Here is a 21,488-nt window from a genome sequence, read left to right on the forward strand (position 1 = left end):
GCACGTCTGCGTGCCGAAGCCCCTTCTGGAGGAATCCTCTTGTTCAGCGCCATCGCGCGGATCTTCCGCACACCCGACCTTCGGCGGAAGATCGCATTCACCCTGGCGATCATCGCCCTGTACCGCTTCGGCGCGCACGTCCCTGCGCCGTTCGTCGACTTCCCGAACGTGCAGTCGTGTCTGCGGTCGTCGGCAGGGACCGAGGGCCTGCTCTCGCTGGTCAATCTGTTCTCCGGCGGAGCGCTCCTGCAGCTGTCGATCTTCGCGCTCGGCGTCATGCCGTACATCACGGCGACGATCATCGTGCAGCTCCTGCGCGTGGTCATCCCGCACTTCGAGACCCTCTACAAGGAGGGCCAGGCGGGCCAGGCGAAGCTCACGCAGTACACCCGCTACCTGACGATCGCGCTGGCGCTCCTCCAGTCGACCACGCTCGTCACGGTCGCGCGCAGCGGCCAGCTGTTCGGCACCACGGGCATCCCCGAGTGCGAGAACCTCCTCACCAACGACGTGTGGTGGGCCCAGCTGCTCATGATCATCACGATGACCGCCGGCACCGGCCTCATCATGTGGTTCGCCGAGCTCGTCACCGAGCGCGGCATCGGCAACGGCATGTCGCTGCTCATCTTCACCTCGATCGCCGCCGCCTTCCCCGCCTCGATGTGGGCGATCTGGCAGTCCCGCGGCTTCGAGGTCTTCCTCCTCGTCCTGGCCGTCGGCATCGTCGTCGTCGCGCTGGTCGTCTTCGTCGAACAGTCGCAGCGCCGCATCCCGGTGCAGTACGCCAAGCGCATGGTCGGTCGCCGCACCTACGGCGGCACGAACACGTACATCCCCATCAAGGTCAACATGGCCGGCGTCGTGCCCGTCATCTTCGCCTCGTCGCTGCTGTACATCCCGGCGCTCATCGCACAGTTCAACCAGCCGCAGGCGGGTGAAGAGGTTCCGGCCTGGGTCGCGTGGATCCAGCTGTACCTCGTGCGCGGCGACCACCCGCTGTACATGGCGCTGTACTTCCTCCTCATCGTCGGCTTCACGTACTTCTACGTCGCGATCACGTTCAACCCGGTCGAGGTCGCCGACAACATGAAGAAGTACGGCGGCTTCATCCCGGGCATCCGCGCCGGCCGCCCGACGGCCGAGTACCTCGACTACGTGCTCACGCGCATCACCCTCCCGGGCTCGATCTACCTCGGTCTGATCGCGCTCCTGCCGCTCATCGCCCTCGCGACGGTCGGCGCCAACCAGAACTTCCCGTTCGGCGGCGCCTCGATCCTCATCATCGTCGGCGTGGGTCTCGAGACGGTGAAGCAGATCGACGCGCAGCTGCAGCAGCGCCACTACGAAGGGCTCCTCCGATGACGCGACTTCTTATCGTCGGCCCCCAGGGTTCAGGCAAGGGCACGCAGGGCATCCGCATCGCCGAGGCGTTCGGCGTCCCGGCCATCTCGACGGGCGACGTCTTCCGCGCCGCCGTCGCCGACGGCTCCGAACTCGGCACCCAGGTCAAGGCCATCATCGAGGCGGGCGACCTGGTCTCCGACGAGCTGACGAGCGCCGTGGTGCGCGAGCGTCTGTCGCAGGCCGACGCCGAGGGCGGGTTCCTGCTCGACGGCTACCCCCGCAACGTGGCGCAGGTCATGCACCTCGAGGAGTTCCTCGAGGGCCGTGACGAAGAGCTCGACGCCGTGATCCTGCTCGACGTGCCCCGCGACGAGAGCATCTCGCGCATCGCGCGCCGCGCGCAGGAGCAGGGCCGCACCGACGACACCGAAGAGGTCATCGCGAACCGCCTGGCGATCTACGAGCGCGAGACCGCTCCGATCATCGGCGTGTACGAGGCGCGCGACATCGTCGACAGCGTCGACGGCGTGGGCACGCTCGACGAGATCACCGAGCGGATCGTCTCCGCGCTCGAGGCGCGCGGGCTCGCCCGCGTCCCCGTCGCCTGATCCCGTGGCACTTCGCCGTTCGATCTACAAATCGCCCGCGCAACTGCGGGCGATGGTCGAGCCGGGCCTCATCACGGCCGGGGCGCTCGACGCTGCCCGCAGCCTGATCGCTCCGGGCGTGACGACGGCGGAGCTCGATGCCGCAGCATCCGCTCTCATCACCGGCCGAGGCGCGAAGTCCAACTTCCAGATGGTGCGCGGGTACCGCCACACGATCTGCGCCTCGGTCAACGAAGAGGTCGTGCACGGCATCCCCGGCGACCGGGTCCTCGCCCCCGGCGACATCCTGTCGATCGACGCCGGCGCCGAGTTCAAGGGCTGGAACGGGGACTCGGCGTTCACGTTCGTCCTGCCGGACGACACGCGCCCCGAGATCGTCGCCGAGCGTCAGCGCCTCAGCGACGTGACCGAGGGGTCCCTGTGGGCGGGCATCGCGGCGCTCGCGACCGCGAAGCACATCGGCGAGGTCGGCACGGCGATCCAGGCGCACATCGAGGCGAACTCCCCGGAGTCCGGCACGTACGGCATCCTGCGCGAGTACGTCGGCCACGGCATCGGCCGCAAGATGCACGAGTCGCCGTCGGTGTTCAACTACCGCGTCGCCGATCCGGGTCCCGAGGTGCGTCCCGGGCTCGTGCTGGCCATCGAGCCCATGGTCGTGATCGGCGACCAGGCCACCTTCGTCGAGGACGACGGGTGGACGGTCTCCACGATCGACGGCACCGCCGGCTCCCACTGGGAACATAGCGTCGCCGTGCACGATGACGGAATCTGGGTGCTGACGGCGCCCGACGGGGGAGCCGCCGGCCTTGCGCCGTTCGGCGTCACCCCGCGCGAGATCGCCTAGGAGGCTCGACATGGCACAGACCGCACGCAAGACCAACTGGTTCGCGATCTGGGTGACCCTGGGGGTCGTGGTGGCGCTCGTGCTCGTCACCGTGCTCGTGGTGACCCTGAACAACGCGGCGGCGCCCAAGCCGCTGCCGACCGAGGTCAACACCCCGTCGGCCGCGAACATCGACGCCGAAACCGGCGCGATCAGCGTCGGCACGGGTGAAGACACCCTCGGCACCTACGTCGACTTCATGTGCCCGGTCTGCAACCAGTTCGAGCAGGTGTACGGCGCAGAGATCCAGGGAATGGTCGACGACGGCAGCATCACGCTCGACATCCACCCGATCTCGATCCTCGACGGCCAGTCGAGCGGCACCCAGTACTCGACCCGGGCCGCGAACGCCGCCTACTGCGTGGCCGTCGCCGACGCCGATGCGTCGCTGCCCTTCCTGCAGGCGATGTTCGCCGGCCAGCCCTCCGAGGGCTCGAAGGGCCTCACGAACAAAGAGATCCTCGACATCGCGTCGGGCGTCGGCGTGACGGGCATCGACTCGTGCGTCGACGACGGCACCTACGCCGGCTTCGTCACCGCGATGACCGCCGAGACACCGATCCAGCCCGGCTCCGCAGGCATCGGCACTCCGACCATCACCGTCAACGGCGAGGTCATCGCGAACTCGCAGCTGCCCCCGGCCGGCTCGCTCGCGACGCTCTTCCAGTAAGCCTTTCAGAGGACGGATGCCGCGGCCCGCGGCATCCGTTCTCTGCTGCGTGCTGTGAGAGGCCTGGGCCAGGTTGCCGAGGCATCCTCTATCACGTATGCTTGATCTTTGGTGCGTTGCGCCTGTATTGGCGTGTCGCCGCACCGAATCCCATCCACCGCAGATCGACCGGTCTGCACAAGTGTTAGCGAGCGTATGGCGAAGAAAGACGGTGTCATCGAGATCGAGGGCGTCGTGTCCGAGGCGCTGCCCAACGCGATGTTCCGCGTTGAGCTCAGCAACGGCCACAAGGTCCTCGCGACGATCTCCGGCAAGATGCGGCAGAACTACATCCGCATCATCCCCGAGGACCGTGTCGTCGTGGAGCTGTCGCCCTACGACCTCACCCGCGGGCGCATCGTCTACCGCTACCGCTAGGCCGGTCGAGAAGTAACACCCCAGGCTCCGGCCTGCCCGGTGAAGACAGCGAAGAGAAGAAATCATGAAGGTCAACCCCTCCGTCAAGCCCATCTGCGACCACTGCAAGGTCATCCGTCGCCACGGTCGCGTCATGGTGATCTGCAAGAGCAACCCGCGTCACAAGCAGCGCCAGGGCTGACATCAGGTCTGGACGGATGCCGCGAGCCGCGGCATCCGTCATCCCACAACTGAATACGAACACAGGCAGCGTCAGAACCCGCATCGCGCGGGGGACACCTCGGGCCGGAGGCCCGGGCACCGACACTGCTCCACACCTCCACCAACTCTCAGGAGAATCGCATGGCACGTCTTGCCGGCGTTGACATCCCGCGCGACAAGCGCGTGGTGATCGCCCTCACGTACATCTACGGCGTCGGCCGTACCCGCTCGAACGAGATCCTCGCCGCGACGGAGATCGACGAGAACATCCGCGTCAAGGACCTCACCGACGACCAGCTCGTCGCGCTCCGCGACTACATCGAAGGCAACTACAAGGTCGAGGGTGACCTCCGTCGCGAGGTTGCCGCCGACATCCGCCGCAAGGTCGAGATCGGTTCCTACGAGGGCCTGCGCCACCGCCGCGGCCTCCCGGTGCGCGGGCAGCGCACGAAGACGAACGCGCGTACCCGCAAGGGCCCGAAGCGCACCGTCGCCGGCAAGAAGAAGGCGCGCTAAGGCGCGGCCCCCAGGGTTTAGGAGAGCAAGCACATGGCACAGGCCAAGTCCGCCGCGCGCAAGCCGCGCCGCAAGGAGAAGAAGAACATCGCGCTGGGCCAGGCCCACATCAAGTCGACGTTCAACAACACGATCGTCTCGATCACCGACCCGTCGGGCGCCGTCATCAGCTGGGCGTCGTCGGGTGGCGTGGGCTTCAAGGGCTCGCGCAAGTCGACGCCGTACGCCGCCGGCATGGCCGCGGAGTCCGCTGCCCGCCAGGCGCAGGAGCACGGCGTCAAGAAGGTCGACGTCTTCGTGAAGGGTCCGGGCTCGGGCCGCGAGACCGCGATCCGCTCGCTCACGGCTGCCGGCCTCGAGGTCGGCTCGATCCAGGACGTGACGCCGCAGGCCCACAACGGCTGCCGTCCGCCCAAGCGCCGCCGCGTCTGACATCCCGTAAGCCGGGGCACCGATTCCGGTGCCCCGGCTCCGGCACGTTTCTTACGGATGCTGCGACCGCCGCCCGCGCGTCGGCCGAAGCATCCCGAGCAAAACTCAACACCTCACCCACCGCACGTGTCATATAGCGGGCACGTGATCGAAAGGAACACATAGTGCTCATCGCACAGCGTCCCACTCTGACCGAGGAGAAGATCGGGGAGTTCCGCAGCCGTTTCGTCATCGAGCCGCTGGAGCCCGGCTTCGGTTACACGATCGGCAACGCGCTGCGTCGCAGCCTCCTGTCGTCCATCCCCGGCGCAGCCGTGACGTCGATCCGCATCGACGGCGTCCTCCACGAGTTCAGCACCATTCCCGGTGTCAAGGAGGATGTCACCGAGATCATCCTCAACATCAAGCAGCTGGTCGTCTCCAGCGAGCGCGACGAGCCCATCACCGCGTACCTGCGCAAGACCGGCGCCGGTGAGGTCACCGCCGCCGACATCTCGGCGCCGGCCGGTGTCGAGGTGCACAACCCCGAGCTCGTCATCGCGACGCTCAACGACACCGCGAAGTTCGAGCTCGAGCTCACCATCGAGCGTGGCCGTGGCTACGTCTCGGCGACGCAGAACCGCAACGAGTACGCCGAGGCCGGCCAGATCCCGGTCGACTCGATCTACTCGCCCGTCCTCAAGGTCTCGTACCGTGTCGACGCGACGCGTGCCGGTGAGCGCACCGACTTCGACAAGCTCGTGCTGGACGTCGAGACCAAGTCCTCGATCGCCCCGCGCGACGCCGTCGCCTCGGCCGGTCGCACCCTGACGGAGCTCTTCGGCCTGGCCCGCGAGCTCAACGTCGAGGCCGAGGGCATCGAGATCGGCCCGGCGCCGGTCGAGACCGTCCTCTCGAACGAGCTGTCGATGCCCATCGAGGACCTCGACCTGTCGGTGCGTTCGTACAACTGCCTCAAGCGCGAGGGCATCAACACCGTGTCGGAGCTCGTCGCCCTCTCGGAGACGCAGCTCATGAACATCCGCAACTTCGGTCAGAAGTCGGTCGACGAGGTGCGCGACAAGCTCGTCTCGCTCGGCCTGTCGCTGAAGGACTCGGTCCCCGGGTTCGACGGCGCTCACTTCTACGGCGGCTACGACGACGAGACCGTGTGATCGGATGCCTCGTGCCGAGGCATCCGCATCCCCCTGACCGAATTTCATCCTGGAGTAACTGAGAATGCCCAAGCCCACCAAGGGTCCCCGCCTCGGAGGCGGCCCCGCCCACGAGCGCCTGCTGCTTGCGAACCTGGCCGCCGCGCTGTTCACCCACAAGTCGATCAAGACGACCGAGACCAAGGCCAAGCGCCTGCGTCCGCTCGCCGAGCGTCTCATCACGTTCGCGAAGCGCGGCGACCTGCACGCGCGTCGTCGCGTGCTGTCGGTCATCGGTGACAAGGAAGTCGTGCACGTCCTGTTCACCGAGATCGCTCCGCTGGTCGCGGACCGTGAGGGCGGCTACACCCGCATCACGAAGGTCGGCAACCGCAAGGGCGACAACGCGCCCATGGCTGTCATCGAGCTCGTCCTCGAGCCCGTGACGAAGAAGCCGTCGGCCAAGAAGGCTGCCGCCGCGAAGGCTGCTCCGGCCGAGGAGGCTCCCGCCGAGGAGGCCCCCGCCGCCGACGAGGCCGCCGAGGCCGGCGCCGAGTCGCAGGAAGAGGGCGCCGCCGCTGAGGCTGCTGCCGAGGAGGCCGTCGAGGCCCCCGCAGAGGAGAAGTCCGAGTAATTCGGATACGCCGGGCGCAGCAGCCCGGCACCCCTTGCACCGCGAGGCCCGTCACCCCCTGGGCGACGGGCCTCGCTGCGTTCCCGGGCGCGCGGACCTGCGGGACGGATGCTGCGGCCGGGCGCCGACGCAGGTGGCAGGGGGAGAGCGACGCTCAGGGCGTCAGGTCGGCGCTGAGGAGTCGGCGAGGCGGGCGGCGAGGTCGGCGGCGTAAGCGCGGCGCTCGTCGGCGAGCTCGTCGACGGCGGCCGCGACGGTGTCGGCGAAGATGCGCCCGCCGGCGGAGCCGGGGTGGATCCGGTCGCCGGCGAGCAGGTCCTCGTGGGGCGCGATGGCGCCCGACCAGTCGGCGACGATGACGTTGCGGCGCTCGTCGGCGAAGGCGTCGAGCTCGGCGTTGACGCCGGGGATCCAGTCTCGCGGCGCGTACGCGTTGACGAGAACGAGGCCCCGCTTCGGTCCGACGGTGTCGGCGAGGTGCTCGAGCTCCGAGGCGTCGATCGCGCCGTTCGTGCCCAGGGCGACGACGACGTACGGCCTCAGCTGCCCGGCGGCGTCGAGCTCGTCGACGATCTCGCGCCCCGCCCACAGCGAGCGCGAGACCTCGGCGTCGACGTCGATGCCCGGCAGGCGCTCCACGAGGCCGCCGGCGGACGCCAGCATGACGGAGTCGCCCACGGCGCTGATCTGATCGCCCGGGATCTCGGTCGCGGCGGCGGATGCGGCATCCGATTCCGAAGGAGCGGGGGAGATCGGCGCAGGGGCTTCGCGCAGCGCCTGCTCGAGGGCGGCGCGGCCCGCGGCGACCGCGGCCTCGGCGCTGGTCTCGTCGGGCGAGACGGCGATGGCGGCGCCGGCGCCGGCGAGCACGAGCGCGCCGCTGAGCGCGACGCCGAGGGTCCGCAGCCGGGCGCCCGGTCCGCCGCGCAGCCGCGCGCGGAGCATGCCCGCCGACGCCCGGAACCCGTGCCGGCGCACCGGCGTCTCGATGTAGCGGAAGGAGAGGGCGGATGCCGCGGCCGTCGCCGCGAGCACGCCCAGGCCGATCCAGATCGGCGCCGTGGCGACGGTCGCGTCGGGCGCGAACGCTGCGACCGCGAGCACGAGGAGCGGCCAGTGCCACAGGTAGATGCCGTAGGAGCGGTCGCCGATCCAGCGCATCGGCCGCACGTCGATCGCACGCCCGAACCACGATCCCGGCCACACGCCGGCGACGATGGCGACGGCGCTGAGCATGCTCGCGGTGAGCAGGGCCCCGGGGAACGTCGCGACCGACTCGCGCTGAGGCACCATCGCCAGCGCGACGAGGCCCGCGAGCGCGAGCACGCCGGCGGCCCCGGTCACGTTCCGCGCCACCGATGAGGCGATCCAGCGCGGCCGCGGCACCGCGAGCGGCCCGGCCGGCGCGCCGGGCACCGCGCGCCAATGGGGGCCGTGTGCACCGTCGCTGGTGGTGGCGACGAGCGCCGCCGGGGGCGCAGCATCCGTCGTCCGGAACAGGGGAGTGAGCAGGAACGCGAGGCCGACGCCGAGCAGCAGCCCGAACGCGTGCGTGTCGGTGCCGAAGTAGGCGCGCGTGATGTCGCCGCCGCTCGCGACCGTGACGCCCATCCACACGGCCGACGCCGCGGCCAGCGCGAAGGCGGCCGCCGTGCGCGCCCATGTGCGCGGCAGCAGCAGGAACAGCGGGAAGATCAGGGGCCAGAGCACGTAGAACTGCTCCTCGACCGCGAGGGACCAGAAGTTGCGGAACAGCTCGGGCGTCGCGGCGGCGAAGTACCCGCCGCCGCCCGCGACCGAGACCCAGTTGTAGCTGAAGGTCGCGGCTCCGAGCACCTGGTCGTCGAGGTCGACGAGCACGTCGCCGCCGACGACCCACGCGAGCGCCGAGCACACCGCGACCACCACCGCGAGGGCGGGGAGCAGTCGTCGCGCCCGCCGCTGCCAGAACCGGCCGAGCGCGACCCGCCCAGTCGCCGCCCGCTCGCGCAGCAGCAGGCTCGTGATGAGGAAGCCGCTGATCACGAAGAACACGTCGACCCCGACGAACCCGCCCGGCAGCATCCCCGGTGGGAAGAGGTGGTACACCACCACGAGCAGCACCGCGATCGCGCGCATGCCGTCCAGCCCGGCGAAGCGGGCGGGCGGGGCGGCGGAGGGCGCAGTCGACGTCATGGGTTCTCGCGAACGAAGGTGCGGAAACGGCAATCATACGCGGCGCGTCTGGGCACCTCAGGGCGGGCGGTGCGCGCTCGGGCGTACGCGGCGCGTCTGGGCATGACACGGCGCGGCCGGCCGGCGCGGCGGCGCCGCCGTTGTGCTCGGCCCCTCCGGCGCAGTGCTCGGCCCTTCCGGCGCAGTGCTCGACCCCTCCGGCGCAGGCATGCTCTCAGAACCACAATGAACTTCCGGTTCACACAGTTCCTGCACGCGAGGCGGGGGAGCGGTGTGAACCGGAAGTTCAATCGGCTTTTCGGTGAGTTCCTGCCGCCGGAATAGGCTGGAGCCCGTGCGGATCCGCCTCGACATCGCCTACGACGGCACGCATTTCCGTGGGTGGGCGCGCCAGCCCGGGCTGCGCACGGTGCAGGAGACGCTCGAGTCGTCGCTCGCGCGCGTGCTCGGCGGCGACCCGCGGCTCGTGGTCGCCGGTCGCACCGACGCCGGCGTGCATGCCACCGGACAGGCGGCGCACGTCGACCTCGGCGAGGCCCAGCAGCAGCGCATGCTCGCGCGGCACGCGCGCCCGTCGGCCGGCGTCCCCACCGCCGAGGACCGCGCCGCCGCCCTCGCCGCGCGCATGACGGGCGTGGTCGGCGCCTACTCCGACGTCGCGGTCACCGGCTCGCGCGTCGCCCCGGCCGGATTCGACGCCCGCTTCTCGGCGGTGTGGCGCCGCTACGAGTACCGCATCGGCGACACCGTGACCGGCTACGACCCGCTCGAGCGCCATCGCACCACGTCGGTGCGCGCGGCCCTCGATGTGGAGGCGATGGATGCTGCGGCCCGCGCGCTCATCGGACTCCACGACTTCGCCGCCTATTGCAAGCCGCGTGAAGAGGCCACGACGATCCGCACCCTGCTCGAGTTCGACTGGCACCGCGACGATGCCGGCGTTCTCGTCGCGAACGTCAAGGCCGATGCGTTCTGCCACAGCATGGTGCGGGCGCTCGTCGGCGCGTGCGTCGCCGTCGGCGAGGGGCGACTCGACGTGGACGACGTCGTCGACATCCGGGACGCGCAGGAGCGCGTGCCCGAGGTGAAGGTGCTGGCGGCGCGCGGGCTCACGCTCACCGAGGTCGGCTACCCCGCCGACGATCTGCTCGCGCAGCGTGCCGAGCAGACGCGCGCGCGGCGCGACCGCGAGTGAGAGCGCCCCCGCTAGACTGACCGGACGTTTTCCGGCGCGACACGGGGGTTCTATGCGCAGGTGGAGCCGGTTCGCCGGAGTCGTGACGATCTCGATCGCCGGCATGGCGGCGCTCGCGGGCTGCGGGCCCGCACCGTGGGAAGAGGGCGCGGGCGGCAGCACGCCGACCCCCACGTCGACCGCGGTTCCGACGCCGGTGCCCAACGACCTGTCGGGCGGGGCGACACAGCGCGCGCTGACCGCAGGCGCGGTCGCGGCGACGATCGACTACTGGTCGACGCTGTCGATGGACCAGTGGACGCCCGACGCGGTCAAGCCCGTGAGCATCTCGCTGATCACGACCGTCACGCCGGACGACGGCCAGAAGGTCTACCTGCAGCGCGCGACCATGACGGCGGTGCCGCACAGCCCTACCGGCGTACTGGACGCGCTCGCTCCGCAGGTCGACGCGGCGACGGTGAGCCCGGGCTACCTCGTGCTCGACCCGTACAGCTACTCGCAGACGTTCAACGTCGGGTTGGTGCCCGCCGAGGCGACGTACGTGACGCTGCAGTTCAGCTACGACTTCCTGGTGCAGACGACGCCGACCTCGAGCGAGTACGCCAAGCAGACGGCGACCGACACGCTCACGGTAGCTCTGACTGACTGATCAGGCGGTTGACGATGGTGGCGCCCACGCGCTCCCATCGGTCGCCGCCCTTTCCGCTCGCGACCCTCGCCGCCTCCCGGCCGGTGTACACGAGGGTGTCGAGGTCGTAGCCGAGCACCGACACCGGCGCCCAGCCCGCGCTCGCGGTCGGCCGGATCGGCAGCGCCCCGTGCACGTCGAGCATGGTCACACGCTCGAGCGTCGCGCGCAGCAGGTCGCGCACCGCGGCGTCCGGCCGGGGCACGAGCACCACCACGGCGCCCGCCGAGGGGGATCCCACGTCGGACTCGGCAGGGAACGTGGCGCGCACCTCGTCCTCGAGCCGCTCCGACAGCGTCGCGAACGCCGCAGCGCCGGCGGTCTGGCGGATGTCGGCCGCATCATCGAGCCCGAGGTAGATGACGGACCACGGTTCCGCGGTCCGCTGCGCCCGCGCGAGGCGGTCGCCGGCGGTGCGCTCGAACTGCTGCCACGCCGTCGAGATGTTCGCGGCGCGGCCCAGCCCGCTGTCGCGCGCCGTGGTACCGACCACGGCGACCAGCGCGCACGCCACGTACACCAGCATCCCGACCGATGAGATCAGCCGCACCAGCTCGAAGTCGTCGCCGCCCGACGGCGGGAAGACGAAGCCCGCGATCCATGTGCCCACGCCGGTCACGAAGAACGCGATCGACACGATGACGAGCGGCAGCAGCAGGCGGTCGCTGCGCCGCGACGCGGCACGCGCCCAGTCGAGGACGAGGAGACCCGCGAAAACGGATGCGGCGAAGAAGACGGCGCGGTACGCCACCGTGAACCACGCGAGGTCGTCGACGAGCGCGAGCGAGAACGCCGAGACCACCGCCATGACGGCCCCGGCCCACACGTGCGGGCGCAGGCCCCATGCCGCGCGGAAGCCCGACCACAGGAACGCCGGCGCGCCCATCAGCGCGCCGAGCGACGCGCGGCGCAGTCCCTCGAGGCCGGTGACGTCGCCCGCGACGACGCCGTAGGTGGCGAGCATGGCGAGGGTGAAGGCGATGCTCCAGTAGAGCGTGGGAAGCCCGGGCCGCACGAGGAACGCGATGCCGATCGTGAGCATCGTCGCGAGGGTGGTGATCACCGCCTGCGCGATGCCGAGGTCGACGCCGTATCCGGCGATGAGGTCGGTCATTCTGGTCCTTCTGTGTCGCGCCGGGCCTGCGGTCCCGCGGCGGGGTCCCCGGCGCGAGCGGCGGAGTCCCTGGCGAGTTCGCCGGCCAGAGGCAGGCGGATGGTGACGGTCGTCCCCGCTCCCGCCTCGCTGTCGATCGAGAGCGTGCCGCCGTGGGCGAGCACGATGTCGTTGCTGATGCCGAGGCCGAGCCCCGTCCCGCCGGACTTCTTCTTGGCCTCTTCGGTGCGGAAGTACGGCGTGAGGATGCGGGGAAGATCCTCGGCGGCGATGCCGATGCCGGTGTCGGCGACCGACAGCACGACCTGGTGGTGCTCGACGGCGCCGGTGATGCGCACACGGCCGTCGCGGGGCGTGTACTTGATCGCGTTGCTCACGACGTTGTCGACGACCTGCCGCAGCCGGAACCCGTCGGCCGTGATCGGCAGCGCGTCGTCGGCCCACACGTCGACCGAGATGTCGCCCGACGCCGCCGTCGGGCGGAACGAGGCGACCGACTCGAGCAGGATCTGGCGCAGGTCGATGTCGTCCACCTCGTCGCGGCCGGAGAAGCCGCGCTTCGAGGTCGTGCCCAGGCTCTGGATCATCGTCAGCATGCGGTCGCTCGCCGCGACGATCGACTCGAACCGTTCGCGCGTGCGCGGGCTGAGGTCGTCGAGCTCCAGGGCGAGCTCGGCATTGCCGATCATCACGGTGAGCGGGTGCTTCAGCTCGTGCGACGCCATGGCGGTGAACCGCTCGCGCTCGCGCTGGGCGTAGGTCAGGGCCGTCACGTCATGGACGAGGAGCAGGATGCTGGAGCCCTCGTCGCCGCCGGCGGCGAGGCGCTTCGCGGTCACCGAGAGCGCGCGCCACTCGCCTTCTGCGGTGAACAGCCACACCGAGGCATCCGTGAAGGTCTCGCCACGTGAGGCGCGCGCGAACGGCCGCTCCGAGAACGGCACCGGCATGCCGCGCCGGCCGGTGTACTCGACGGAGCTGGCGGGCAGCGTGGCGTCGAGCGGGTCGAGGCCGTACAGGCGCGAGTACGCGTCGTTGACGGCGAGCACCGAGCCGTCGTCCGAGATGCGCGCGATGCCGGTGTCGACGCCGTTGAGGATCTCGTTGGTGCGGCGCTCCTGGTCGGCGCGGCGCGTGTAGGTCGCGGTGAGGCGATCGGCCTGGCGCTTGAGCAGCCGGCGGAGCGACCGGGTGCGGCGGAGGGCCAGGTGGGCGGTGATGCCGATGAACGTCAGCGACAGCAGCACGACGAAAACGCGGAGCGCCGCGATGGTGCCCGTCGAGATCGTCGAATCGAGCAGGAGGATGAGCCCGATGGCGGCGAGGAGCGCCGCGAGCGCGGTCGCCCGGAAATGCATCGCGACCCACATCACGGGAAAGCCCCACAGGTACCCGAGGCGCAATTCCGTGCCGCTGGACATCAGCCCGATGGCGAGCGCGTCGGCGAAGGGGACCGCGAGCACGGCGGCCTGCGGCAGGCGCGCCCACGGCAGCGCCAGGGTGGCGATCGTGAGCACGGCGACCGCGAACGTGCCCAGGAGGAAGTTCCAGCGGCCGAACAGGGACGGCTGCAGCGTCATCACGAGGATCGCCGTGATGAGCACGCTGGCGGCGAGCACGAGCTGCGTCAGCCAGATCGAGCGGGTGCGGCCGGCGGGCGCGCCCACGACGAGCGTCGGTCGTGCAGCCCCCGTAGCCATACGGCGATTCTATGGACCCGGTCGCGCCGCGTTCCGATGCCGAGCCGAAAGCGGGCAGACGCTGTCTTGCGGATGCCTTGCGCAAACCTTGCGGTTGCCTTCGCGGTGTCTCGGTTGCGTCTTGCGGTCGGCGGGAGAAGCTCTTCATGTGCCGGAGACACCGGCTGAGAATCCGAAAGGCGACGAACGTGACCGACATCGTCCCCCTCACCCGCAGCCAGCGGACGCACCGCAGTGACGCGACCGCATCGCTGGAGGACATGACGACGGTCCCGCACGCTCACACCCACGGATTCGCCGACGACTTCGAGGCCGTGCTCGACGACACCTCGGTGCACCGCTCGACCATCGGCTGCGTCATCCCCGCGTACAACGAGGAGGAGTCGATCGCCCAGGTCATCGAGTCGCTCCTCGGCCAGACCCGCGTTCCGGACGTCATCCACGTCGTCGTCAACAACACGTCGGACTCGACGGTCAAGCTCGCGTCGCAGTACGCCGGCCCGCACGAGGTCGTCACCGAGCTCGGCGAGCAGTTCACCGAGGTCTTCGTCCACGACATCGGCAAGAACCCCGACAAGAAGGTCGGCGCGCTCAACTACGGCTACACGCTGGTCGAGGGCTACGACTACCTGCTCGGCGTCGACGGCGACACCGTCGCCGACAGCAAGGCCGTCGAGTACCTGGAGGCCGAGGCCACCAGCGACACCCGCATCGGCGGCATCTCGGCGATCTACTCGATCGATGACAAGCCGATCAAGGGCTGGCTCGCGAAGTTCCTCACCACCGGTCAGCGCTCGCAGTTCGCGGCCTTCAACCTGCACAACCTGCTCCGCGGCCGCAACATGGCGGTGCTCGGCGGTCAGTTCTCCATCTTCTCGACGCAGGCTCTGCGCGACGTGATGAAGAGCAACCACCAGATGACCCCGTGGGTCAAGGACTCCGAGGTCGAGGACTCGCTGCTGTCGCTGCAGATCAAGAGCGCCGGCTACCTCACCAAGATCAGCCCGTTCGCCCGCGCCGACGTCGGTGGCATGACGACCCTGCGGGGGCTCGACGCGCAGCAGGTCAAGTGGACCTACGGCGCCATCGAGCTCATGTGGCCGGGCCAGCGCGGCGACACCAAGGGTCAGCCGTTCCACCCGAACCTGCGCGTCCGCTGGCTCGAGCACTTCGACATGCTCATGAACATGTTCGTGCGCATCGCGTTCATCACGCTGCTCGCGGCGTCGTTGTCGATCGGCGCGTTCGTCTTCTCGTACTGGTGGCTGCTGCCGCCCGTGGTCGCGATCGCGCTGAACACCCGCATGGCGCTGACGATGCACAACCGCAACGCCCGCGACGTGCTGTTCGGGCTGACGCTCGTGCCGGCCGAGATCTACATGTGGATCCGCTGCAGCCACTTCCTGCGGTCGTGGACCCGGTTCCTGTCGCGCAAGAAGGTCGACAACTGGGCCATGCAGGCCAAGGCCGAACGCGGCGGCGGCTTCGGCCACTGGACGCCGCTCATCCTCGCGGTCGCCGTGATCGTCGCGATGGTCGCGATCTGGATGATGCTGCCCGTCATGGTGCAGTCCACGGTCCTCTGGATCGGCTGGCCGATCGTCGGCGTCGTCACGGTGCTGCAGACGCTGTCGATGTTCTTCAAGCTCATCCGTCGTCACCACGGATACAAGGTCTGACCCGAAACCCGAATCGGATCAGAACTGGGGAAGCGCCGCAGCTGGGGAGCACGGCGCGGGGGAGGAGGTGAGGGCCCCGCCTTTGGGGAGGCGGGCCCCTCACCAACAACGACAAGAGGCATCTGCTCGTGTGGGGCGAGCGGATGCCTCTTTCGGTGTCTCGGGGCGTCGGGTGCGGGTCAGGCCTCGGAGGTCAGGCGGTAGCCGACGCCGCGCACGGTCTCGATGTAGCGCGGGTTCGCGGCGCTCTCACCGAGCTTGCGGCGGAGGTTCGTCATGTGGGCCTCGACCGCGCGCTTGTCGGCGTCACCCACGAAGTAGCTCGTCACGTAGGACTCGCCGCGCAGCACCAGCGTCAGGTCGGCCTTGCTGCGCACGCGCCGCTTCGACTCGAGCAGCGTCGCCAGCAGGTCGAACTCGGTGCGCGTGAGGTCGAGTTCATCGCCGCCGATGAGCACGATGCGGTTCTCGGGGTGCAGCCGCAGGTCGCGGTGCCTCAGCCACTCGTCGTCGGCTTCGCCGGCGAGGGAGGCGGATGCTGCGCCCGCCGGCACGATGACGTTCGCGGGTGTCGCGAGGTCGCGGTCTTCGATCGCGGGCACGATCGGCATGGCGGTGGTCGTCGGCCGGGCGCCCGGAAAGGACGGGCCGACGCTTCCCTGCGAGGGCGCGGCGGGTGCGGAAGGGCCCGCGACGGCGCGCTCGGCGTCGGTGGCGCGGCGCCGCATCAGGGCCTCGACACGGGCGCGCAGCTCGCGCGGGCGGAAGGGCTTGAGCAGGTAGTCGTCGGCGCCCGCGCCGAGCCCGGCGATGACGTCGGCCTCGTCGTTCATGCCGGTGAGCATGATGATGTAGGTGTCGGACTGGGCGCGGATGCGCTTGGCGGCCTCGATGCCGTCGATGCCGGGCATGTTGACGTCGATGGTCGTGAGCACCGGCTTGTACGTGAGGACGGCCCGCACGCCGTCGATGCCGTTGCCGACCGAGACCGTCGAGAACCCGGACGATTCGAGGACCTCCGCCAGGACGTGGCGGATCTCCTTGTCGTCTTCGATGATGACCGCTGTCTTCAGCTCGTCAGAAGGGGTGCTCATACGTGCGATCTTTCTCGGACGGTGGAATCGGTGATGCATCGAGAACCGACCCCAGCCGCGGCCCCCGACGCATGCGCAAAGCACTCCTGATGCTACACACAACCGGTAATGCCTGGTCCGGCATCAATCCGCCGTGACATCCCGTGTCAGCTCGACCGCGGCTGCGGGCCACCAGTGCCCTGCGGCGGGCCCGCCGTTGCACGTGCCGTCGCTCTCGCCCGGCGGTTTGATCCAGAGGTTCGTGTCGACGACGTCGTCGCCGACCGTGCCGCCTGCCTCGCCGACGAGGCGCCCGGGCGGGTTGCACCAGTCGCCGGTCGAGCCGGCGCCGTTGCGGCCGGTGTCGATGATCGCGTGGAGGCCGTCCAGGTGCCCCGCGACGTCGTGGGCGTACGCGGTCTCGTCGCCGGTGGCCTCGTAGTTCGACACGTTGGTGACGAATCCGCGGATGCTGCGGCCGCCGTCCGTGCGGGAGGCGCGGTCGACCTGGTCGATGAGGCCGGCCATCTCCGTCGGGGGCAGCCAGTTCGAGTGCCCGCCGTCGACGTAGATCCAGGTGGAGTCGGAGGCGAGCGCTCCGACTGCGGCGCTCAGCTGGTCGACGCGCTCGTCGACGTTGCCGCACTCGGGCGCGAGGGCGAGGCTGTCGGGCTCGAGGATCACGATGGGCGCGGTGTCGGCGGCCTCGCGGAGCGCGTCGCCGATCGCGCGCGTCCAGTCGAGGTAGGCATCGGCGTCGAGCCCGCCGGCGGAGTGGCCGCCGCAGTCGCGTTCCGGGAGTCCGTACACGACGACGGCGACGCGGGCGGACTGAGACCGGGCCTCGGCCGCGAGATTCGCGATGCGCTCGCCGACGACGTCGGCGGGGTCGCCCTCCGGCGTGAGCCAGACCGCCGTGGGCTGCGCGCTCAGATACGCCGCGGCGGCGTGCTCGGGGCTGCCGTCGGCGGCGCGGGCCGCAGCATCCGTCGCCTTCGAGAACTCGGAGGCGACGATCTTCGTGCCGGGGGCGGGCGCGTCGGCAGCCTGTCCGCTCAGGAGCACCACGGTAGCGACCACCGCGGCGACGGCGACGGCGCCCGTGATCGCCAGGATCGTGAGGGTCCGTCGCGAGGGGGGCACGAAGGCGAGCCTACGAGACCCGCGGCGGGGCGCGCGGCACCCCGGCGTGTCGGGTCAGGCGCTGCGGGGGCGCGGGCTGCGCACGCGGGCGGCGGGCGCGGTGCGTCCGGTCGCGAGCGCGCCGCGACGGGCCGTGCTGCTGCGCTTCGAGCCGACGAGCTGCAGCAGAGCCGCTGCGAGCGGGCTCGCCGAGGCGGCTTCGGCCTCGAACGCGCCGGCGACGACGGATGCTGCGCGCTCGAACTCCTGCGCCTTGTCGACGGCGGCGCGGCGCTGGACGACGATGCGGTCGGCGGCGGCGTACTCGGCGCGGAGGACCGCGCGCTCGGACTCGTCGAGTCCCGGGCGGCGGGCCGTGCGCTCGAGGGCCTCGGCGGCCCGCGAGCGCAGGGCGACACTGCGGTGCAGCTCGCGCTCGGCCCCCTCGCGGGCGGCGCGGCTCGCCGCGAGCGCCTCGGCGAGTTCGGCGCGGACGGTCTTCGGGGATGCGGCGGTCATCGGGTCCTCCAGGATCGGGGTGCGGGTTCACGCTCGGATGCCGTGAACAGGCACACTACTCAAGAGCCGCAGCGTCCGGTTTTCGTACATACGAGCTTCCTGTCAAGGCCATCCGTTCGAAACGTGCACGGCATAGGCTGTCGACGTCATGAAGGTCATCTCGTACAACCTGCGCAAGCATCGGGCGGCGGGGGAACTCGCCCACCTGGTCGAGCGGCATGGCGCCGACGTGCTGTGCCTGCAGGAAGCCGACACGTCCGACATCCCGGAAGAGATCTCCGGGCTGCGGCTCGCCGACTCGACGCAGCGCAACCGCCTCGGGCTCGCCGTGTACTACCGCCAGAACACGTACCGCGCCGTCGAGGTGCGGGCGCTGGCGCTCAAGAAGTCGTTGCACGACCGCGTCCTGAAGCCCGCTGAGGAGCGGCTGCTGGGCGTGCGGCTGCACGACATCGACGAGAACACCGACGTGATCGTGGCCTCTTTCCATGCCGCGCCGCTGACGGCACTGAACTCGCTGCGGCGGCACCAGATCCGAACGGCCCTCGGCGAGCTGCAGCAGCTCGGTGAGGGGCTGCCGGCGCTCATGGTCGGGGACTACAACTATCCCGTCTTCAAGGAGCGGCTGGGCCAGCACATCCGTGAGCAGGGCTACGAGCTGAACCTGTCGGACTCGCGCACGTACACGCGCTATCGCTTCTTCCGCGGCCACTACGACTTCGCGACGTCGATCGGGTTCGAGATCGATCGCGTGCGCACGCTGCCCCAGGGCTTGAGCGACCACCTCCCGATCCTCGTGACCGCGCACCCGGCTCCCGGGGTGCGTCGCGTCGTCGAGATCGCCGACCCCGAGGCCGCCGCGGCGGCTTCCTAGCCCGCGACGATCGTAGGGTTCGGGTCGCTCCACTTCTCGATGCCCTGCACGACCCAGAACGCGAAGAACAGCCCGAGCGCGATCGCCTCGACGATGAGCACGATGGGCGCACCCGACGCACTCGCCTGCGGCAGCAGCACCACGTACGCCACGAGCACGAGCACGAGTCCCACCGCGATCGCGGTGTAGAGCACCCGGAACACCGGCGCCGGCGGCGGGCCGTGCCGGGGGAAGGCGTTGCGCACCGCGACCGCCGCGAACAGCGCGAAGAACGCGGTCGTCGCGACGAAGTGCGCGTTCTGCAGGAAGGCGTCGCGCGCGAACGCCCAGGTGAGCCCTGTCGCCGCGACCACGACGGCCGCGATCACGAGCGACGGCCACACGGCGGTGAGTGAGACCTGTCCGAGGGCGCCGAGCAGCAGTGCGACCAGCAGCACCAGCCCGCCGAGCACGAGGTAGACCACGACGCCGTTCGCGACGTCCGCCTCGTACGCCGGCGGGAAGCAGCGCCCGGTGCACGGTACGTCGATGCCTGGCACGGACCCCGCGACCACCGTCGTCGGCACCAGTGCGATGAGCGGCGCGAACAGCGCCGCGGCGTCGAGGAGTGCGCGCTCGGCGCCCCGCCCCGAGAGCGCGAACAGTGCGAGCGAGACCGCGATCAGCGACCCGACGAACACATCGCGGGCGGGGGTGTAGAAGTAGTCGCTGACCGAGCTCAGCCAGCCATACGTCGCGGCGGCCTGCGCGATGGCCACGAAGATGGCGACGACGGTGCCGGCGACCCCGATCCGCAGGTACCGGTAGGTGCGCTCGAGCGACGTCGACGCGGCGGACATGGGTTCACGATAGCGTCGCGCCTCCCGTGCTCGCCGTGCTCCCCAGCCGGCAGGCCGTCAGCTCCCGAAGTACTGCCGCGCCGATCGCGTGTACAGCAGGATCAGCCCGATGATCGACAGGATGCTGCCGCTCACGGCCGACCAGAGGCCCTCGCCGTTGAACATCCCGAGCACCTCGAGAACGATGTTGGCGATGAATACGATCGTCGCGATCGTGCGGGCGGCGTGGTTGCCGCGCCAGAGTCCCACACCGACGGCGAGCGTCACGATGCCGATGATGAGGCTGATCCACCCGAGGATCGCCGGCCACGTGATGAAGAGACCGGCGATGATCACGAAGATCGACCCGATGATCTGCAGGAAGCCGGAGATCCAGGCGATGATGGCGACGAGCGTGACGCCGAGCGGGCGCTGAGTCATGGGTTCCTCCGTGGCGAGACAGAAGTCGGCTGCGTGGCTCCCAACGTAGCGGTCCGACGTGGAGGCCATCTGAAGACGATCGGCGTGGCGACACCGAGAGGGAGAGGCCCGCGGTGTAGAGCGCCGGTTTGGCCGAGGCATCCGTGTCGCGTACTATTGATCTTTGGTGTCCGGCTCAGCTGACCCGGCACCGCGAACGTGAGCCCTCCACTGGCGTGTTCATCCTCTCATCGGGAGGCGAACCACCCCGGAGTGGGATTCACGAACCTCTCCGTTCGAATCAAGAAAGCAGCACTACTGTGACGCGCACTTACACCCCCAAGGCTGGCGAAGCTCAGCGCGAGTGGCTGGTCATCGACGCGACTGACGTCGTCCTCGGCCGCCTCGCCTCGCACGCTGCCGCGCTCCTGCGTGGCAAGCACAAGGCGACCTTCGCCCCCCACGTCGACATGGGCGACTTCGTCATCATCATCAACGCCGACAAGGTCGCGCTGACGGGCCAGAAGCTCGAGCAGAAGAAGGCCTACCGCCACTCGGGCTACCCGGGCGGCCTCAAGTCGGTCACCTACTCGGAGCTCCTCGAGAAGAACCCCGTCCGCGCCGTCGAGAAGGCCGTCCGCGGCATGCTCCCGAAGAACACGCTCGGCGCCAACCAGCTGTCGAAGCTCAAGGTGTACCGCGGCGCCGAGCACCCGCACGCCGCGCAGAAGCCCACCGCGTACGTTTTCGACCAGGTCGCCCAGTAAGCGCCGCACAGAACAGGACACACTGATGGCGAACATCGAAGAAACCCCCACGAGCTACTCCACCGAGTCCACCGTCGACGAGACCGTCGTCGCCGCCGAGCGCCCCGTGCTCTCGGTCTCGGGCGCCGCAGTCGGTCGCCGCAAGCAGGCCATCGCCCGCGTGCGCGTCGTCCCGGGCTCCGGCACCATCACGGTCAACGGCCGTGCGTTCGAGGACTACTTCCCGAACAAGCTCCACCAGCAGCTCATCACCGACCCGTTCACGGTCCTCAACCTCACGGGTGCGTACGACGTCATCGTCCGCATCTCGGGTGGTGGCCCCTCGGGCCAGGCCGGTGCGCTCCGCCTCGGCATCGCCCGTGCGCTGAACGAGATCGACGTCGAGAACAACCGCCCGACCCTCAAGAAGGCCGGCTTCCTCTCGCGCGACGCCCGCGTCATCGAGCGCAAGAAGGCCGGTCTCAAGAAGGCCCGCAAGGCGCCGCAGTACTCGAAGCGCTGAT

At 70.0% G+C, this 21,488-nt stretch carries 24 protein-coding genes; 16 read left to right on the forward strand and 8 right to left on the reverse strand.

The genetic code is table 11. The annotated features are described in order from the left end of the window. Positions 1 to 39 precede the first annotated feature (39 nt). The 10 genes from secY to rplQ all read left to right on the forward strand — a co-directional run bounded on the left by secY (position 40) and on the right by rplQ (position 6,841). On the forward strand, positions 40 to 1,362 hold the full coding sequence (gene secY, locus ACFC1I_RS18185; RefSeq protein ID WP_376012607.1) for a preprotein translocase subunit SecY: 1,323 nt from the start codon (positions 40 to 42) through the stop codon (positions 1,360 to 1,362). Next, on the forward strand, positions 1,359 to 1,952 hold the full coding sequence (locus tag ACFC1I_RS18190) for an adenylate kinase (protein ID WP_376012610.1): 594 nt from the start codon (positions 1,359 to 1,361) through the stop codon (positions 1,950 to 1,952). The genes secY and ACFC1I_RS18190 overlap by 4 nt, the downstream gene beginning before the upstream one ends. A 4-nt stretch (positions 1,953 to 1,956) precedes the next feature. Continuing rightward, a complete protein-coding gene (gene map, locus ACFC1I_RS18195) occupies positions 1,957 to 2,799 on the forward strand; it encodes a type I methionyl aminopeptidase (protein ID WP_376012613.1) in 843 nt (280 codons plus the stop codon). Between the two features lie 10 nt (positions 2,800 to 2,809). After that, positions 2,810 to 3,508: a DsbA family protein gene (locus tag ACFC1I_RS18200; RefSeq protein WP_376012616.1), complete on the forward strand. Its 699-nt coding sequence runs from the start codon at positions 2,810 to 2,812 to the stop codon at positions 3,506 to 3,508. A 195-nt stretch (positions 3,509 to 3,703) separates the two neighbouring features. Beyond that, positions 3,704 to 3,925 carry a translation initiation factor IF-1 gene (gene infA, locus ACFC1I_RS18205; RefSeq protein WP_018171468.1) on the forward strand — a complete coding sequence of 74 codons (222 nt, stop codon included), beginning with the start codon at positions 3,704 to 3,706 and terminating at the stop codon, positions 3,923 to 3,925. A 64-nt stretch (positions 3,926 to 3,989) separates the two neighbouring features. Further along, positions 3,990 to 4,106 carry a 50S ribosomal protein L36 gene (gene rpmJ / locus ACFC1I_RS18210; RefSeq protein ID WP_005050492.1) on the forward strand — a complete coding sequence of 39 codons (117 nt, stop codon included), beginning with the start codon at positions 3,990 to 3,992 and terminating at the stop codon, positions 4,104 to 4,106. 161 nt (positions 4,107 to 4,267) lie between these two features. Beyond that, positions 4,268 to 4,642: a 30S ribosomal protein S13 gene (gene rpsM / locus ACFC1I_RS18215; RefSeq protein WP_023954076.1), complete on the forward strand. Its 375-nt coding sequence runs from the start codon at positions 4,268 to 4,270 to the stop codon at positions 4,640 to 4,642. A 33-nt stretch (positions 4,643 to 4,675) separates the two neighbouring features. After that, positions 4,676 to 5,074 carry a 30S ribosomal protein S11 gene (rpsK, locus tag ACFC1I_RS18220; protein ID WP_018171470.1) on the forward strand — a complete coding sequence of 133 codons (399 nt, stop codon included), beginning with the start codon at positions 4,676 to 4,678 and terminating at the stop codon, positions 5,072 to 5,074. 164 nt (positions 5,075 to 5,238) lie between these two features. Then, a complete protein-coding gene (locus ACFC1I_RS18225) occupies positions 5,239 to 6,228 on the forward strand; it encodes a DNA-directed RNA polymerase subunit alpha (RefSeq protein ID WP_116194480.1) in 990 nt (329 codons plus the stop codon). Between the two features lie 64 nt (positions 6,229 to 6,292). Continuing rightward, positions 6,293 to 6,841, forward strand: a complete 549-nt coding sequence (gene rplQ, locus ACFC1I_RS18230) for a 50S ribosomal protein L17 (protein WP_376012621.1) — start codon at positions 6,293 to 6,295, stop codon at positions 6,839 to 6,841. Between the two features lie 162 nt (positions 6,842 to 7,003). Here the strand turns inward: rplQ and ACFC1I_RS18235 are convergent, their stop codons facing one another. Next, on the reverse strand, positions 7,004 to 9,016 hold the full coding sequence (locus ACFC1I_RS18235; RefSeq protein ID WP_376012624.1) for an acyltransferase family protein: 2,013 nt from the start codon (positions 9,014 to 9,016) through the stop codon (positions 7,004 to 7,006). Positions 9,017 to 9,350: 334 nt separating this feature from the next. Between ACFC1I_RS18235 and truA the strand changes: the two genes are divergently transcribed. Both truA and ACFC1I_RS18245 read left to right on the forward strand, forming a co-directional pair. Further along, on the forward strand, positions 9,351 to 10,211 hold the full coding sequence (gene truA / locus ACFC1I_RS18240) for a tRNA pseudouridine(38-40) synthase TruA (RefSeq protein WP_376012627.1): 861 nt from the start codon (positions 9,351 to 9,353) through the stop codon (positions 10,209 to 10,211). Between the two features lie 52 nt (positions 10,212 to 10,263). Beyond that, positions 10,264 to 10,860: a hypothetical protein gene (locus ACFC1I_RS18245; protein ID WP_376012630.1), complete on the forward strand. Its 597-nt coding sequence runs from the start codon at positions 10,264 to 10,266 to the stop codon at positions 10,858 to 10,860. Here ACFC1I_RS18245 and ACFC1I_RS18250 read toward each other — a convergent pair. Both ACFC1I_RS18250 and ACFC1I_RS18255 read right to left on the reverse strand, forming a co-directional pair. Further along, positions 10,838 to 12,013, reverse strand: a complete 1,176-nt coding sequence (locus tag ACFC1I_RS18250) for a hypothetical protein (RefSeq protein ID WP_376012633.1) — start codon at positions 12,011 to 12,013, stop codon at positions 10,838 to 10,840. The two genes, ACFC1I_RS18245 and ACFC1I_RS18250, sit on opposite strands and share 23 nt — an antisense overlap. After that, on the reverse strand, positions 12,010 to 13,713 hold the full coding sequence (locus ACFC1I_RS18255; protein WP_376012636.1) for a sensor histidine kinase: 1,704 nt from the start codon (positions 13,711 to 13,713) through the stop codon (positions 12,010 to 12,012). The genes ACFC1I_RS18250 and ACFC1I_RS18255 overlap by 4 nt, the downstream gene beginning before the upstream one ends. Positions 13,714 to 13,973: 260 nt before the next feature. On the opposite strand from ACFC1I_RS18255, the gene ACFC1I_RS18260 reads away from it, so the two are divergent. Next, positions 13,974 to 15,392: a glycosyltransferase family 2 protein gene (locus ACFC1I_RS18260; RefSeq protein ID WP_376013105.1), complete on the forward strand. Its 1,419-nt coding sequence runs from the start codon at positions 13,974 to 13,976 to the stop codon at positions 15,390 to 15,392. A gap of 179 nt (positions 15,393 to 15,571) precedes the next feature. Here ACFC1I_RS18260 and ACFC1I_RS18265 read toward each other — a convergent pair whose 3' ends face one another. The 3 genes from ACFC1I_RS18265 to ACFC1I_RS18275 form a co-directional block, all read right to left on the reverse strand. Continuing rightward, on the reverse strand, positions 15,572 to 16,486 hold the full coding sequence (locus ACFC1I_RS18265) for a response regulator transcription factor (protein ID WP_376012639.1): 915 nt from the start codon (positions 16,484 to 16,486) through the stop codon (positions 15,572 to 15,574). Positions 16,487 to 16,609: 123 nt separating this feature from the next. Continuing rightward, a complete protein-coding gene (locus tag ACFC1I_RS18270) occupies positions 16,610 to 17,608 on the reverse strand; it encodes a glycoside hydrolase family 6 protein (RefSeq protein ID WP_376012642.1) in 999 nt (332 codons plus the stop codon). Positions 17,609 to 17,662: 54 nt separating this feature from the next. Beyond that, positions 17,663 to 18,106: a hypothetical protein gene (locus tag ACFC1I_RS18275; protein ID WP_376012645.1), complete on the reverse strand. Its 444-nt coding sequence runs from the start codon at positions 18,104 to 18,106 to the stop codon at positions 17,663 to 17,665. A gap of 148 nt (positions 18,107 to 18,254) precedes the next feature. On the opposite strand from ACFC1I_RS18275, the gene ACFC1I_RS18280 reads away from it, so the two are divergent. Further along, positions 18,255 to 18,980 (forward strand): endonuclease/exonuclease/phosphatase family protein, encoded by a 726-nt coding sequence (locus ACFC1I_RS18280; RefSeq protein WP_376012648.1) that lies wholly within the window; start codon positions 18,255 to 18,257, stop codon positions 18,978 to 18,980. Here ACFC1I_RS18280 and ACFC1I_RS18285 read toward each other — a convergent pair. Both ACFC1I_RS18285 and ACFC1I_RS18290 read right to left on the reverse strand, forming a co-directional pair. Continuing rightward, positions 18,977 to 19,819: a hypothetical protein gene (locus tag ACFC1I_RS18285; RefSeq protein WP_376012651.1), complete on the reverse strand. Its 843-nt coding sequence runs from the start codon at positions 19,817 to 19,819 to the stop codon at positions 18,977 to 18,979. The two genes, ACFC1I_RS18280 and ACFC1I_RS18285, sit on opposite strands and share 4 nt — an antisense overlap. A 57-nt stretch (positions 19,820 to 19,876) precedes the next feature. Continuing rightward, positions 19,877 to 20,239, reverse strand: a complete 363-nt coding sequence (locus ACFC1I_RS18290; RefSeq protein WP_376012654.1) for a hypothetical protein — start codon at positions 20,237 to 20,239, stop codon at positions 19,877 to 19,879. 299 nt (positions 20,240 to 20,538) lie between these two features. On the opposite strand from ACFC1I_RS18290, the gene rplM reads away from it, so the two are divergent. Next, the gene (rplM, locus tag ACFC1I_RS18295) at positions 20,539 to 20,985 is read left to right on the forward strand and encodes a 50S ribosomal protein L13 (RefSeq protein ID WP_109210436.1); all 447 of its coding nucleotides are present in this window, start codon (positions 20,539 to 20,541) and stop codon (positions 20,983 to 20,985) included. Positions 20,986 to 21,010: 25 nt separating this feature from the next. Further along, on the forward strand, positions 21,011 to 21,487 hold the full coding sequence (gene rpsI, locus ACFC1I_RS18300; RefSeq protein ID WP_056371198.1) for a 30S ribosomal protein S9: 477 nt from the start codon (positions 21,011 to 21,013) through the stop codon (positions 21,485 to 21,487). The last annotated feature ends 1 nt before the right edge of the window (position 21,488 follow it).

Source organism: Microbacterium sp. NPDC056044, assembly GCF_042267145.1.
Taxonomy (GTDB): Bacteria; Actinomycetota; Actinomycetes; order Actinomycetales; family Microbacteriaceae; genus Microbacterium.

What these genes read in the sequence shown, in the direction of transcription:
- ACFC1I_RS18190 (WP_376012610.1), top strand. Translation starts at nt 1,359, where the DNA reads ATGACGCGACTTCTTATCGTCGGCCCCCAGGGTTCAGGCAAGGGCACG.
- ACFC1I_RS18200 (WP_376012616.1), top strand. Translation starts at nt 2,810, where the DNA reads ATGGCACAGACCGCACGCAAGACCAACTGGTTCGCGATCTGGGTGACC.
- infA (WP_018171468.1), top strand. Translation starts at nt 3,704, where the DNA reads ATGGCGAAGAAAGACGGTGTCATCGAGATCGAGGGCGTCGTGTCCGAG.
- rpmJ (WP_005050492.1), top strand. Translation starts at nt 3,990, where the DNA reads ATGAAGGTCAACCCCTCCGTCAAGCCCATCTGCGACCACTGCAAGGTC.
- rpsM (WP_023954076.1), top strand. Translation starts at nt 4,268, where the DNA reads ATGGCACGTCTTGCCGGCGTTGACATCCCGCGCGACAAGCGCGTGGTG.
- rpsK (WP_018171470.1), top strand. Translation starts at nt 4,676, where the DNA reads ATGGCACAGGCCAAGTCCGCCGCGCGCAAGCCGCGCCGCAAGGAGAAG.
- rplQ (WP_376012621.1), top strand. Translation starts at nt 6,293, where the DNA reads ATGCCCAAGCCCACCAAGGGTCCCCGCCTCGGAGGCGGCCCCGCCCAC.
- ACFC1I_RS18235 (WP_376012624.1), bottom strand. Translation starts at nt 9,016, where the DNA reads ATGACGTCGACTGCGCCCTCCGCCGCCCCGCCCGCCCGCTTCGCCGGG.
- ACFC1I_RS18245 (WP_376012630.1), top strand. Translation starts at nt 10,264, where the DNA reads ATGCGCAGGTGGAGCCGGTTCGCCGGAGTCGTGACGATCTCGATCGCC.
- ACFC1I_RS18250 (WP_376012633.1), bottom strand. Translation starts at nt 12,013, where the DNA reads ATGACCGACCTCATCGCCGGATACGGCGTCGACCTCGGCATCGCGCAG.
- ACFC1I_RS18255 (WP_376012636.1), bottom strand. Translation starts at nt 13,713, where the DNA reads ATGGCTACGGGGGCTGCACGACCGACGCTCGTCGTGGGCGCGCCCGCC.
- ACFC1I_RS18260 (WP_376013105.1), top strand. Translation starts at nt 13,974, where the DNA reads ATGACGACGGTCCCGCACGCTCACACCCACGGATTCGCCGACGACTTC.
- ACFC1I_RS18265 (WP_376012639.1), bottom strand. Translation starts at nt 16,486, where the DNA reads ATGAGCACCCCTTCTGACGAGCTGAAGACAGCGGTCATCATCGAAGAC.
- ACFC1I_RS18275 (WP_376012645.1), bottom strand. Translation starts at nt 18,106, where the DNA reads ATGACCGCCGCATCCCCGAAGACCGTCCGCGCCGAACTCGCCGAGGCG.
- ACFC1I_RS18280 (WP_376012648.1), top strand. Translation starts at nt 18,255, where the DNA reads ATGAAGGTCATCTCGTACAACCTGCGCAAGCATCGGGCGGCGGGGGAA.
- ACFC1I_RS18285 (WP_376012651.1), bottom strand. Translation starts at nt 19,819, where the DNA reads ATGTCCGCCGCGTCGACGTCGCTCGAGCGCACCTACCGGTACCTGCGG.
- ACFC1I_RS18290 (WP_376012654.1), bottom strand. Translation starts at nt 20,239, where the DNA reads ATGACTCAGCGCCCGCTCGGCGTCACGCTCGTCGCCATCATCGCCTGG.
- rpsI (WP_056371198.1), top strand. Translation starts at nt 21,011, where the DNA reads ATGGCGAACATCGAAGAAACCCCCACGAGCTACTCCACCGAGTCCACC.